This is a genomic window from Vibrio sp. 947 (genome assembly GCF_033339115.1).
Lineage (GTDB): Bacteria > Pseudomonadota > Gammaproteobacteria > Enterobacterales > Vibrionaceae > Vibrio > Vibrio alginolyticus.
In genome coordinates this window covers 51,723-65,036 of record NZ_JAWOTX010000028.1, presented here as the reverse complement: position 1 = coordinate 65,036, position 13,314 = coordinate 51,723, and the positions used below count along the sequence as shown (strand labels likewise).

Annotated in this window: 14 protein-coding genes and 1 tRNA gene; 5 read left to right on the top strand and 10 right to left on the bottom strand. The window is 41.0% G+C overall.

Annotated features, from left to right (window positions below; all coding sequences use genetic code 11):
* Positions 1–354 precede the first annotated feature (354 nt).
* The 5 genes from R7Q39_RS24805 to R7Q39_RS24785 form a co-directional block, all read right to left on the bottom strand.
* Positions 355–1,992: a BCCT family transporter gene (locus tag R7Q39_RS24805; protein WP_014234857.1), complete on the bottom strand. Its 1,638-nt coding sequence runs from the start codon at positions 1,990–1,992 to the stop codon at positions 355–357.
* Positions 1,993–2,577: 585 nt separating this feature from the next.
* Entirely contained in the window at positions 2,578–2,889 is a 312-nt protein-coding gene (locus R7Q39_RS24800; protein WP_225478225.1) for a hypothetical protein, read from the bottom strand.
* Positions 2,886–3,794, bottom strand: coding sequence for a site-specific integrase (locus R7Q39_RS24795; RefSeq protein WP_318076994.1), 909 nt, complete (start codon positions 3,792–3,794; stop codon positions 2,886–2,888). Before R7Q39_RS24795 ends, R7Q39_RS24800 begins: the two co-directional genes overlap by 4 nt.
* The gene (locus R7Q39_RS24790) at positions 3,791–4,063 is read right to left on the bottom strand and encodes an Arm DNA-binding domain-containing protein (protein ID WP_318076993.1); all 273 of its coding nucleotides are present in this window, start codon (positions 4,061–4,063) and stop codon (positions 3,791–3,793) included. The genes R7Q39_RS24795 and R7Q39_RS24790 overlap by 4 nt, the downstream gene beginning before the upstream one ends.
* 9 nt (positions 4,064–4,072) lie before the next feature.
* Entirely contained in the window at positions 4,073–4,285 is a 213-nt protein-coding gene (locus R7Q39_RS24785) for a hypothetical protein (protein WP_225478223.1), read from the bottom strand.
* A 133-nt stretch (positions 4,286–4,418) separates the two neighbouring features.
* Here R7Q39_RS24785 and R7Q39_RS24780 point away from each other — a divergent pair, with 133 nt between their 5' ends.
* Positions 4,419–4,631: a helix-turn-helix domain-containing protein gene (locus R7Q39_RS24780; RefSeq protein WP_225478222.1), complete on the top strand. Its 213-nt coding sequence runs from the start codon at positions 4,419–4,421 to the stop codon at positions 4,629–4,631.
* Between the two features lie 218 nt (positions 4,632–4,849).
* Here the strand turns inward: R7Q39_RS24780 and R7Q39_RS24775 are convergent.
* Positions 4,850–4,924, bottom strand: a tRNA-Gly gene (locus tag R7Q39_RS24775).
* A gap of 371 nt (positions 4,925–5,295) precedes the next feature.
* Between R7Q39_RS24775 and R7Q39_RS24770 the strand changes: the two genes are divergently transcribed.
* The 3 genes from R7Q39_RS24770 (at position 5,296) to R7Q39_RS24760 (ending at position 7,070) form a co-directional block, all read left to right on the top strand.
* A complete protein-coding gene (locus tag R7Q39_RS24770; protein WP_042522558.1) occupies positions 5,296–5,814 on the top strand; it encodes a DUF4136 domain-containing protein in 519 nt (172 codons plus the stop codon).
* 87 nt (positions 5,815–5,901) lie between these two features.
* Positions 5,902–6,339, top strand: a complete 438-nt coding sequence (locus R7Q39_RS24765; protein WP_238959066.1) for a hypothetical protein — start codon at positions 5,902–5,904, stop codon at positions 6,337–6,339.
* A gap of 50 nt (positions 6,340–6,389) precedes the next feature.
* Positions 6,390–7,070: a DedA family protein gene (locus R7Q39_RS24760; RefSeq protein ID WP_042522560.1), complete on the top strand. Its 681-nt coding sequence runs from the start codon at positions 6,390–6,392 to the stop codon at positions 7,068–7,070.
* Between the two features lie 124 nt (positions 7,071–7,194).
* Here R7Q39_RS24760 and R7Q39_RS24755 read toward each other — a convergent pair whose 3' ends face one another.
* The 3 genes from R7Q39_RS24755 to R7Q39_RS24745 all read right to left on the bottom strand — a co-directional run bounded on the left by R7Q39_RS24755 (position 7,195) and on the right by R7Q39_RS24745 (position 9,033).
* Positions 7,195–7,518 (bottom strand): hypothetical protein, encoded by a 324-nt coding sequence (locus tag R7Q39_RS24755; protein ID WP_042522561.1) that lies wholly within the window; start codon positions 7,516–7,518, stop codon positions 7,195–7,197.
* Between the two features lie 86 nt (positions 7,519–7,604).
* Complete coding sequence (locus tag R7Q39_RS24750; protein ID WP_017633653.1) at positions 7,605–8,063, bottom strand: hypothetical protein; 459 nt, start codon at positions 8,061–8,063, stop codon at positions 7,605–7,607.
* A gap of 328 nt (positions 8,064–8,391) precedes the next feature.
* The gene (locus tag R7Q39_RS24745) at positions 8,392–9,033 is read right to left on the bottom strand and encodes a murein L,D-transpeptidase catalytic domain family protein (protein ID WP_025767877.1); all 642 of its coding nucleotides are present in this window, start codon (positions 9,031–9,033) and stop codon (positions 8,392–8,394) included.
* Between the two features lie 822 nt (positions 9,034–9,855).
* Between R7Q39_RS24745 and R7Q39_RS24740 the strand changes: the two genes are divergently transcribed.
* The gene (locus R7Q39_RS24740; RefSeq protein ID WP_025767876.1) at positions 9,856–10,431 is read left to right on the top strand and encodes an imm11 family protein; all 576 of its coding nucleotides are present in this window, start codon (positions 9,856–9,858) and stop codon (positions 10,429–10,431) included.
* Positions 10,432–10,570: 139 nt separating this feature from the next.
* Here R7Q39_RS24740 and R7Q39_RS24735 read toward each other — a convergent pair whose 3' ends face one another.
* Positions 10,571–12,931: an EAL domain-containing protein gene (locus R7Q39_RS24735; protein ID WP_318076992.1), complete on the bottom strand. Its 2,361-nt coding sequence runs from the start codon at positions 12,929–12,931 to the stop codon at positions 10,571–10,573.
* Positions 12,932–13,314: the final 383 nt, after the last annotated feature.

Genomic DNA, 13,314 nt, shown 5'->3' with positions numbered 1-13,314 from the left:
TGGTATGCCTGAAACTCGGTATGTTGTTTAAGAACTGATCAACATGGGGCTACCATGTCTTCTCACCGAATTAAGCATCAAAGCCTATATGACAGAAACCTTACACAGAAAGGTGATTATTTTAACTTATGACTCAATAATAAGACTTCCTCTAAGTTACTAATATTCATAACAATGAATTAGTAATACATTTATTAATAATGCATAAATTCAATATGTGTGACTTCGATCAACATTAAGTGATTAAAAAACAGACAAAAGTAATTTAATGAGGGCCTGATTAAATGGCCTCTTAACAACGAAAAGGGGCGTATCCTCGCGGATACGCCCCTTGCTTAAGGGATGAATGTGCCCTTACTTTTGGGCTCTTGGCTCGTTCATTAACCCTAAAATCAGCGAGAATGTGGCAATTAATAAGACAATTGTGAATGGGAAACCTGTCGTCACTGCCATCGCTTGCGCAGCGGCTAGTCCCCCTCCCAGCAATAATGCAATCGCCACTAAGCCTTCAAACGTACACCAAAATACGCGCTGTGGTGTTGGTGCATCGACTTTACCACCAGCTGCAATAGTGTCGATAACCAACGAACCCGAGTCCGATGATGTAATGAAGAACACCACAACCAGAATGATACCGACAAAAGAGGTAATGCTTGATAAAGGCATAACTTCCAACATCTCAAACAACTTCAACGGAAGCTCGGCATCTTTAACGGCTTCATAACCATCATTTACAAACTGGCTAATTGCTGTTCCACCAAAGGCCGTCATCCAGAAAACACAGACTGTTGAAGGGACAATGAGTACGCAGAAAATAAATTCACGAACGGTACGTCCGCGCGATACACGTGCGATAAACATACCAACAAATGGTGACCATGAAATCCACCAAGCCCAGTAGAATGAAGTCCAGCCTTGAGAGTAGTTAACGTCTTCGCGATTAAATGGCATCGACAATGCTGGGAAGTTTTCCATATACGACAAAATGTTGTCGAAAAAGCCAGTCAAAATAAACAAGGTTGGCCCAACAATAACAATAAAGAACAGCAATAATGCCGCCAATACCATGTTAATTTCGGAAAGTCGTTTAACACCACCGTCCAATCCCGCAAGTACGGATATCAACGCAAATGCGGTGATAACAATAATCAGGACAATTTGTGTCGTGTCTGTTAGCGGAACGCCAAACAGAAAATTCAAACCTGTTGCTGCTTGAGAAGCGCCGTAACCCAATGAAGTAGCAAGCCCAAATACTGTCGCTACTACCGCAAGAATATCAATAATGTGGCCTGGCCAGCCCCAAATACGTTCACCGAAAACCGGGTAAAAAACCGAACGCATCGTCAGTGGTAGACCTTTGTTATACGAGAATATGGCGAGACCCAATGCCAGCAAGGCGTAAATGGCCCATGGGTGTAAAGCCCAGTGATAAATCGTTGCGGCCATACCCAATGACTGAGCCGCTTCGATATCACCTAAAGCGCCGCCGAGAGGTGCCCAATCTGTTCGGACTCCATTTTCCAGCACAGGCCCTGCGAGCGAAGAACTGAAGTGAGACATTGGCTCCGATACACCAAAGAATACCAGCCCGATACCCATACCTGCGGCAAACAGCATTGCCAGCCAGCCAGCGTAACTATAGTCAGGTAAAGCCTCCGTCCCGCCTATCCTAACTTTACCCAGTGGAGAGATGGCCAAACCAATACAAACTAAAACAAATATGTTACCGGAAAGAATGAAAAACCAATCAAGGCTAGAGGTTAGCCAGGATCGCATATGGACAAAAATCGGCTCTACTTGTTCCCTGAAAATCAAGGTAGCAAATACGAATATCACAATTGCTAACCCAGAGACCGCAAACACTCGGTTATGAATATCTAAACCAAAAGGTCCAACGGATAATACGACGTTGTCCTGACCGACTTGATAATCGGTATCTATAGGGTTGGCTTTTCCGCTGTGTTTAGGAATACCACCATTATCTTTACTCATTGAATGTTCCTTTATCTTTACACAACCTAAATAGGTGAAAGGTATGGATCAATTAACAACTACTTATTAGCCATAAGTATAAGTCTTAATAAATGAAAACATCTCGAATGCGTTCAAAGCAACTGAAAAAGTCGAAAATAAACGGCATGTGTTAGACACCTAAATGCAAGCACGCAAAGCAAAAATGTGACGTATTTCAGTGAAAAAGTGCTTTAAGTAACGTGTCTAAACGAGAGTATAAAAGTTCTCTTTTTACATTTCAAATATGACAATTTATGAAGTCAGACCCCTCCGCTAGCCAGTAACGCCCTGTCATTCGGATTATATTTCCCTTAGCCAGGGTGACTCCACTTACTATCAAGTGGACGGGTTTTCCTGGGCAAATAACAGAACTCGGCTCAAAAAGGCAAGGTTCGTCAGCACTCTGTGATAGCTGTAAGCTGTCTTGTTTTATTATCGATTAACTGGTGCTAGTGGATAAAAGCCCCACCACAAAAATTTGCCACCAAGAGATACGAGTTGTAGCTGTGTACACTCGCCAAAATATCGAGTGCACACAGTTCTAACACAGCGTATACCAAGCCGTTAATGTAAAATAATATTCATGGAATACTCAATACGAGACTCAAGTGCTGACAAAATCCAAACGGAATCTCGTGCATTGGGGTTGTTCAAGCATTGATGCAGAATGGTTATCACACCATCAGTCACGTGAGATGCAAATTTTTGCTCTCTGGTGTACATTGACGGTTGTAATGCCGAGCGTGTACAAATCATAGAGTAAATTTCGTCGCGAAAACCATCTATATCTTGATGAGTACACCGTTTAAAAGTCGTACTTTGAATAACATCAAAACACAAACTGGCACAGTGAATAGCTAGTGGTGAATACTTCATAGCTCACCTCCATTTGCCAGAAAGTTCGCAAAAGCACTACCGTCACGTCTAGTCAGGTTTGGTACATAACGGGAATACACACGAAATAACATGGTTGTGGTGGTGTGTCCCATCTGGTTTGCAATCCATTCTGGAGCCTCACCCGAGGCCAGCAATAGTGTCGCGTAGGTATGTCGCGTCTGGTATGGGTTTCGAGGCCTGAGTTTGGCTTTACGGAGGGTAGGGTACCAGATAGACTTTGAGACACTCTGGTAGTTCAAAGGCATACGTTTATCATTTGTAAAAACAAACTTATCTCTCAGGTAAGCCGTTTTTTTATGCTCTCGAAGTGCTTCGACAGCTCGATCAGTCAGCATAACTACTCTATATGAGCCATCAGTTTTTAAATCTGAAAGTTCGCCACGAACTAAACTCTGGTTAACGGTAATGGTTTTGTTGCTCAGATCGACATCTTTCCACATCAGGCCGTCAATCTCACTGGTGCGTAAACCAGTGAAAAAGCGGGTAATGTAATAAGTCTTATAATCTTCAGGGGCGTGAGCAATCACTTGTTCAACTTCGTGAAGATTAAATGGGTCAACTTCAGTACGTCCGACTTTTAATGCTTTAATATTTCGCCATGGGGAAGTAAAATCATAGCGATCAGCGGCTTCATTCAACATGACTCTTAGTGGCGTCATAATATGATTGATGCGGGAGGGGCTTAACTCTTTACCTTTTCGACCTGGAACTTTGGCGAGTGTAGATCGAAAGCTTAAGATTTGTTGTTTAGTGATGGCGCTGATCTTCTTATTCCCGAACATGGGAATGATGTACTTGTTTAGAATGCCTTCCACATCTTGGTAATGGCCTTTACGCCATTCAATTTCTTTCTCAGATAACCAGATTTCGGAAAAATCCTTCACCTTAGGTGAGTCAACAGAATCAAAATATTGCTGAGCAGTCTGTTTTTTATCTCCAAATTTTTAAACTTTGAAACCGCTTTGCTATTTGGGAAGTATTTTTCATAATCGAATATGTCGATAATAATTTCGGCTTCAATTTTTTTTAGCAAGTGTGACAGGCGTTTTCGGTTTGCTGAAGTATCTGGCAATTGTGTCTGTTCACGACAACGTTGTCCTTTGTATCTGAACTGAAGAACCAATTTATTGTTTCGTACGTTTATAACACCCATAGTTTTCTCCTAAAACCCAGTTAAAAGAGATTGATATGAAATTCCGTTTAACATTTCTTCTTCAACTCTTTCCCAAATAAATAGAATTTTTCTTCCACCAAAAGGGCGGATGTAGTGGACACCTTCGAACAAGACGGAATCCTTTAGTTGCTCACGAATAACACGAGAATCATACTTGATACGTTCAGAGAGCTCTGAAGTTGTCAGATAGGTGTGGTTCATCGTAGAATCTCCTATAACACTATTTGATTTTTAAACGGTCTTAATGACCTCCTGTAGATTAAAATTTAGCACAGTATTTACCTATTGCAACCATTTATGACCTTCAGGAGAACATTTTTTGTAGGAGAAGAACATGTTGAAGTGCCATTTATCAAAAATTATGGGTGAGAAGCGTCTGAAAATTTCTGATGTGGCGAGGGATACAAACATTAATCGCGGTACAATTACCCGCCTATACAATGAAACAGCAACACGGGTTGATCTGGAAGTCATTGATAGCTTATGTGCGTATCTGCAAGTTAGCGTCGGAGAACTTTTTGAGTATAAGGGTGAGGATTTGGATTAAAAAATCTTATGTTGAGCTGATGAATGTCAAAATTCAATAGCTCAAATTTTGAAAAGTTACTGAATTAGGTATGGACACCGTTCTAGCCACTATTTGGCCACTGTGTCCATGCTGATGTGTAAAATGCACGTTATTACAAAGCGATTGATAAACAAGAACTAGATTTAAAACACTTGTGTTTCAATAAGTTGGAGGTGTTCAGGATAGAAAGTAAAGCTTGGAGCGGGCAGCGGGAATCGAACCCGCATCATCAGCTTGGAAGGCTGAGGTAATAGCCATTATACGATGCCCGCGCATCGATAGGACTCAGTTAATATGCCACACTGGACGAAAAAGAAAAGTCTTTTCTCATCAAATGTTTGTCAGTTGCCTAAAAAAGTAGCGGACTGATGTTAAAGTGTTCATTGTCTCTGGTTTTTTGTGGCACTCGCGATTCCGCTACTAAGCCTAGGGGCTTCCAATTAGGTCGTAAACACCGAATTCTTAGGTGTTTAGATGTTGATGATATTCAAGATTTTCTGTGTAAAGGTTAATCTCGTTTATTGAACAGTCACGTTTCATGGTCAAGACTAGATATTGAAATGATTACTTTTTACTGTTGATGCGTATGTATAACACAGGGTAATTCTGCTGAAACAGTCAGCTTAACCAAAGGAGATTTAACATGATGAGAGGTTTGATATTAGGGCTGGTGGTGATGCTGGTATCTGCTTGTACTACCGTTACAACCGATGTAGATAAACAAGCCGACTTTTCAGCTTACAGAACGTTTGACTTCGGTGCTCAGGCGGAAGCTCCTACCAGTATTGATGGTCGACGTATTGAGCAAGGGCTTGCTGAACAGCTTGAGGGTAAGGGTTTAATTAGGGTAAATAGTGGCGGTGACCTTTACGTACATCATGATATCGTAGAAGAATCCGAGCTTGTTTCCTCAGGATCGTCGGTGAGCTTTGGCTATGGCTGGAATAGCTTTGGTGTGATCACTTCAAGCCCAGAAAGATATAAAGAACGTAAGTATGGGAAGTTGGTGGTTGAACTGGTTGATGCAAAGGCTAATCAAGTCGTTTGGAAAGGCGTTTCAAGTCGTAAACTGTCTGAGTCAATGAGCTCTGAGAAAAGAGAATCTCTCATCCAAGAAGAAATCGCGAAGATGTTTGAAAGCTACCCTTACGCTGAAAAATAATTAGTATTCTTAACGATTAAGAATACTAATTGCCAATAGTTACGCACAGGGTTAAAAGAACTTATCATTTTGGTTCTGGTTACCTTTGTGCGTACGACTCTGATTGCTTTACTCGGACTACTTTTCTGCTTGTTGGCTCCGAGCATGAGCCTGCCGTACTCACACCCAAATTTTCTTTCCTTTCATAACCAGAATATTGCTGTTGACGCTAAGTCGAAGCACTTTTCAGAACATCCTATCTCTCCAGTACAACAAGACTATCCGAGCTTAAACAGCCGGAATAGATTGAGGGTTAGCCATGCTAAGGAAATGAGCTCGAACGACGATGTAGAACCCGAATGGTTTGAAATGCTTGATGTAGCATGGTGGGCGCATCGTTCGGCAATTTACTCGATGAAGCGGCTAAAACGCATCGGCAATGAGGCTTTAGGTTGTTGTATTGAAAGTATTTTTACTCACTTTAAATACAGAATCGGAGTGAGAAAAGAATCGAATTTCATATACCGCTTTATACATGCTCGCTAACACATTCCATGTTTTTGCAACTTTTGGTTAATTATGCTTAGGAGCGGTTTATGTTTGATTTGATCATTCAGGTCTTGAGTGCTTTTTGGCATCAAGATTTCACGGCGTTAATGGCGCCAGGCAGTGCAGGTTTGGTTTATTTTGTTGTTGCTGTGATTATCTTTTTGGAAAGTGGTTTTATTCCTGCTGCACCTTTCCCATGCGACAGTGTCGTCGTATTATCCGGTACGCTGGCGGCGGTTGGCGTCCTTGACCCAATTATGATCATGTTGGTGATAGCTGTTAGTGCGGGGTTGGGAAGTTGGGCGGCTTATTTACAAGGCAAGTGGCTAAATCGCTTACCTAAGGTCCAAGGCTGGGTGAGTGCGGTTCCTCAAAAGCGTTTGGAACAAGTCGACGTATTACTCAGTAAACATGGATTGATTGCGCTTTTGTGCGCGCGGTTTATTCCGGTTGTTCGTTCCCTATTGCCATTAATGATGGGGTTGCGAGTGAAACGTATTAGTAAATTCCATTACTTTGCGTGGCTGAGTGCGATTTTATGGACGCTGATATTATGCGGTTTCGGTTCATTACTTCCTTTGCTACCGGAAAATATGAGCAAAGCAATCACAATGCTATTAATGGCGGCACCAATAATTACTCTTGTGATTGGAGTGCTTAGTTTCTTGTTTGTTAAAGCACGTCGAGCGTTCTGTAAACCCAAGGATGTGTCTGAGTTTTCTCAGTAAGTTTACTTGATTTGCACTTTTAAGCTTGTATGCAGATTAGACATCTAATCGACAGGCTTTTGTCAGTAAAAAGAAAGGCGCATACATTGCGCCTTTCTTTTTGAGTGTCGTTAGGGTTTCGAATTTAATAGCCAATGCTATATAGGTATTCGCCAACTTCTTTGCACTGAGACTTGTAGATGTTCTCTACTTCAGACTCATTCTTATCTGCTGCTTTAAATTCGAGTTCGGCAGACGATAGCTGGTCAAAGCTGTAGTCTCTCTCAGACATTAAGTAGTGTCTGAACATCGCTCTGTGTTCCGGAACTGCAATACGTGCGTTAGAAACGTTGGCACACTCTAACAGAGTGTCGTTACTCATTTCTTCTGGCTTAGTTTCTGTGTTTGCAAAGGTTGAGCCCGCTGAAAATAGTAATGCTAGTGCGATGGTTGTAGCGATTCTTGTCATTATATGGACCTCAAATTGGTTCTAGTAACAATGAGCATATTGGCTCTTATCGTTACATTTTCGTGTTCTCTGTATGTCATAAAAAGTTAAACAACAGAGAAGGCGTTGCGACCATGAGTAAAGACGTACATTAAGTTCGCTTCCTTTCTTCCTGAGAGGCGATAAAGAGAGCGTTGACTCATGAGTCCGCCATAACTGTCTAGAGGTAAGCGAGATGCTTGTTTTGCCAACTCCAGTAGTGGTGGAGAAGAGAAAGCAATAAGTAAAAAATAATCAGGAGTAAAATCTGATGATAAAACGCCATCAGTAGCTGATGTTCGGCGACAGGAGACAAGCCCGAACAACTCGCGCTTTATATGTAGGTAGTAACTTTCTGAACCCCAAGAGCTCAGAGAAGCTGAGGCATGAAAATCAGTGTGTGCTAGCTCAAAATCGTCTTGTTGAGAGAGTTTAAGTAGGCGCTCGGAAGTGTAATGTTTGGTGTGGTGCCACTCATGCGCATATGAAGCTGTGATGAGCCCTGAGAGCAGGGACAAAGAAAGCATCAATAATATATGGTGTAGATAACGCAAGAAGTAACCCTAAACATATAAAGCCACAGTTACCCACCATGATTAAGGAATCTTAGTGGAACTATGATAACGACGAAAGCCAGTGTCTGATGAACTCAGCGTATACTAACGAGATGGAAGGGGGATGAACAGAGTTTTCTGATCGCACTTAGGTATATCAGCGAATAACACAATAGTTTTCGCTTTCGAGTAAGCGAAAATGGAAAGAGAGTCGTTGCACAAGGACGATTAAGCTAACAGGATTATTACTGGGGAAGAAATAGAATCTTCTTTTGTCTTCCCCATATGTGTCGCATCGGTATTACGCGCTTGCGTAAATAACGCTGCCGCCTTTTATAGTGTCAATGATCTCGCGAGACAACTTCTTTGGTAAAGCAGGGCAACCCCAACTGCGTCCGAGGTATCCATTCTTCTTGATAAAGGAAGGGTTTGCGTAATCGGCACCGTGCACGACAATGTAACGCTCGCGAGCTTTGTCGTTTAATCCAGAGCTTAGCCCATCTAATCGAAGTGAATAGCCATTTGAGCCGTAGTAAGTGGTATCAGTCAAAAAAGTGCCCAATGATGTTTTTCGCGAGTTCACGACATTTGAAAACTGTGTCGCTGTTTTCTTTCCGCTGTTCACGCCGTGAGAAACATACGTATTGTAGATTAGCTTCTTTTTATCTAAATCCACCACATAAAAACGCTTTTCAGTTGATGGTTTACTATAGTCGATGATCGTTAGTACCGACTTCTTTCTATCGGGTGTCTTCTGATAAGCGATGTAAGCGTCACTGAACAACTTAAAGTCTACTATGCCATCTAGCTTGGCTTGTTTAAACACATGTTCAACTTGCTTTGGTCGTAAATGATCCCTGGGTTCGTTATCTGATTGTTTTGCAAAAGCAAAAGGTGAGACAGACAACAGCGCACATGTAAATAATAAAATTAACTTTTTCATCTTGGCTAAATAAAACTCTATGGTGTTACAAATTTACCGATTGCTTCATGCATTCGTTAAAACAACATGCACATCAATATAATTCTATTCCCAATGTTTCTTATTGCACGCTTAGGTGCTTGATATTGGGTTGACGATAAGTTTTCGAGTTAAAAACTAACTAATTGAAACTTATATAAAATATGAAGTTTAACGATGGTTTCTATAAACTTCGGCGTAAATAATATCTGATATATGTAATTAATAAAACTGTGTTTAAGGATATTTGTGAAGTTGCTAATTTATAAAAACGGCGTTTTATTTTTCGTACTTTAGAAACTCTTTTTATTTCAATGTGTTTTCTTTTTCTACGCTTTATCCAATACCTCAAAAGTTTGTGATTTAACTCGTAACAAATCGTAACGCCGAATCGTTATGTGTATAAGTGCATTTATAATGTATGAATAAACAACAGGGTGGTAAGAAAAGGCAGTAAAACAGCGGTGAATCGGTTGTTTTTAATTCACGATTGACAAAGCCAAGTCTAAGTCGTACAAAAATTGAACTTGTGAATGTATCGTTTAAGTGAGAGTGATGAGCTCGACAAAAGTGAAGTGATGCGTGCTATTGTTTATTCTCTAATTTATTCGATTACATAAGGAAGGGTACATAGTAAAAATTTAAAAAATAATTCTATCGTGTGGATTAAAATATATAAATAATAAAACTTAGAAATTAAAAGATAAGAACGCCAGATCTGAATTCATTAAATTTTTGAACATGAAAGTAAACTCTATTTATTATGTTTGGTTTGAAAGCGCTCAAATTTATTTAAGGACGGTTATGACAGCATTTAATAAAGTGTTTATTGTCACTCCCAATGTTAATGATTTTGCAATGTTGCGAGAGTCGCCATTGGAAATGTCTCTTCAAGTAACGGCAAGCAAACCTATCCAACTCTATGGAGAGTCTGTTAAAGCCAGTTGGAAAAGTATTGATATTGAATGGTTAGACGTTAAGGGTGAAAAGCCATTACCCAGGCCTGATATTGCAGCATGGGGATCTTTTACTCTTGCTGTATCCGCTTCTATTGCGGATAAGCTCGATGTGTTGAGCGAGAATGTCGAATTTTTACCATTAAATCTACAAGGAAAGCCTTGGCGAGCATTAAACATTGTCACTCAAATTGATGCCATTGATACCTCTGCTACCGAGTATAATCTTCGTCATGGTAAGCTAAGTCGTGCTAGACCGTTTAAGAAACTCGTTTTGAATAGGGAAGCCGTTAATGAATCTGACTTGTTCAGAGTAAAAGGTGCTGGGCTCAGAACGTTTTGCACGGACAAAAAAGGTGGCTTGTACGATAGCGTCAAAGCGCTGAATTTGACCGGTTTGGATTTCAAGGAAGTGCTGGTTTAAAAACGAATAAATAGTGATTTACTCGACTAAAGTCATAGATATAGGTATGGGGGAACAAAAGCTGAGCATCTATCAATGAAGCTCATATATAACTAAATACAGCCGCCACAGTTGTGACAGCTGTACGTCTCCCCTTAACTTATGTTCTTGAAACCCTAATTGAGCTGGCCATGGACGCATCAAATCGACTGTCGTCATTTGCCGATTGCCACCACAAGCTCAATTGTTCTTTAGTCATTGGTTTGCCAAATAAATAGCCTTGCATATAGTCGCAGCGGTATGCCGATAGCCATTCATGCATCATATTGTGTTCAATACCTTCTGCTGTAACCGTTTTATTCTGGGCATGGCATAGCTCAATAATAGGTTTGATCACATGGCCGTTGTTGGTCTTCATCAATGTAACGAGGAACTCTCGATCAAATTTGATTTTTTGAACCGGATACTGAACGAGCTGAGTTAACGATGTGTAACCAGAACCAAAGTCATCAATTGCAAGACGGTAGCCACGTTTTGATAGCTCATCAAGTAGAGCCGTGCCTTGTTGTTCTGCGGCAAAGGTTTCGGTTATTTCTATCTCAATACATTCTGGTTTAACACTGTGCAGTGTCGCTTGTTCATGGATGTAGTTTGCCATTTCTATCGAGTTTAGCTCTGCTGATGAAAGATTGACCGAAAGAACAATATTCTTACCGAAAATATTCCTTAATTGATGGTATTCCGCCGTTGCATTGGCGAAAACCCAGCGGTCAATTTTATCAAATAATCCGGCTTGCTCAGCAATTGGAATAAACTCCTTTGGAGGGATAGGGCCGATACCTTCGGCTTCCCAGCGCAACAAGACTTCTAACCCCTCAATTTTGTTGCTTCGATTGTTCATATAGGGTTGAAAAACAAGGTGAAATTCTTCCTCTACATTGCTTTTTCGGAGCGCACGTTCAAGTTGACTTCGTCTTTGAGACTCAATATTGAGAGCGGCTGAATAATAGGCGTATTGATTTTTCCCTGCCCGTTTTGCTTGATACATAGCCGCATCGGCACTGGAGAGTAACTTCGCGATGTCAGTACCGTCTTGAGGATATTGTGCAATACCTACGCTTGCCGTAACGGGAAATGAATTACTCCAAGATGAACTGAGATTACTAATCGGTTTTAGTAACTCTGATGCAAGCAAATCAGGCAAGCGTTTTACCTCTTGATTTGAGCTCAGCAAAATTGCAAATTCGTCACCAGATAACCTGGCGGCAAAGCAGGGGCTGTTGTAATCGTGCGAGAACTTTTGACAGGCATTCTTGATGTGTGATGAGAACACTTTTAATAAGTTATCTCCCAATTCATGCCCGTATTTATCATTCACGTATTTAAAGTTATCAAGATCGACGTAAACAACCCACAGAAACTGCGAAGGGGAGAGAAGTTCACGAGTGGCAAGCTCATGAAAACGATGGCGATTGGCGAGTTGCGTCAGGTGATCCGTTTCAGCTAGGCGTTTTGTCTTTTTATAGATGACATTAAGTTCCTCATACATATCAAAAAAGCGTGCAGAGAGGCGTCCTATTTCATCGTTTGTTTCTAGCTTTTCAATATTGTCACGTTGATTAGATTCAAGTTCGTTCAGCTGCTTATCAAGGCGAGAAACAGGGCGCAACACATAGCGGTACAACACCAAAATGATTAATGTGATGGTGAAAAACGCCGCTACGCCAAAGGAGAAAGCAAGTTCTAGCCACACTTTATCGACTTTATTCCACATTAAATATTCGGCAGGAGAAAGCACGGCATAAAAGTGCGGCAGCAGCTCAATGGTTTGAGCGAGAGGAATATCAAGATAAATGGGTTTGTCGGCGAAAGTAATCACGCTGTGTGTGTCAAACTCGATGTCATGCTTAATCTCGTTAAAGGCTTCAAGTGATACGGAAACTACCACAAAAAACACATTTTTCGAGTCAAAGCTCAAAGGGTGAGTCCCCGTTCTTTTGTCGACGACCTCATATTGAAGAAGAATGCTTTGTCCACTGGAGTTATAAATAAAGCCAGTGTGACTGAAAGCCTCTCTCTCATTGAAACTTCGTGATATGTACTCTAACACCTTTGGGTCGACCACGCCCGATGATTCGTAATATTTGTTTTCTGTGTAGTAGAGAAGGTTTTGTTTGCCGTCGAGGATCGCCATGCTCGCATCGCCTTTGTAACCATGGCTCAATACTTCAGCGGTCTCGTCTAATCGGTTAAACAAGACTCGTTCACGATAGGGGTTGTTATGATTTACCAAATAGTCTTGTAATACATCACTTTTACTGAGCGTATAGGCATAACTATTAAGAAAAATATTCGCTTGTCGAAACTGCCCGGCGAGCTTTTCCATTTGCAACTGAATATAGCTGTCTTCCCGCTTGATGAGCGTCACTTTTTGAATGCTATAAATAATATAGCTAGATACTAACGCGCTTAATAAGATCACTGGCGCGACAAGCAAAATGACTCTATTGCTTAACTTCATTATGGTTCTTAGTTTCCGTTTGTGTCCCTACAAACGTCGCGTACCAGGTAAGGTACTGAACGGATGATGTGTTTTGGCAAATTGTAACCAGATTGTAAGGTGAGCGTTCTCCAAAATCAGGCAGCTATCTAAGAATTGTGATGACGTGAAAGGTTTCGAGCTTATTAACTAGAGGTTTTCTCAGTAGTTGGACGTCTCTTTTCCTTCCTCCCTGTATAAAACCTAACCGTAATGACAGGGAAATACCGTCATCGAAACGTTTCGATGGTAAAGTGTGACTCAAGTGCACTTTTCCTATTCAATGACAATTGAATTACAGATCATTCTCACACCTTATCGATCTCACACTGGTCAAATTGCGATGACGAATTATTATTTCATCG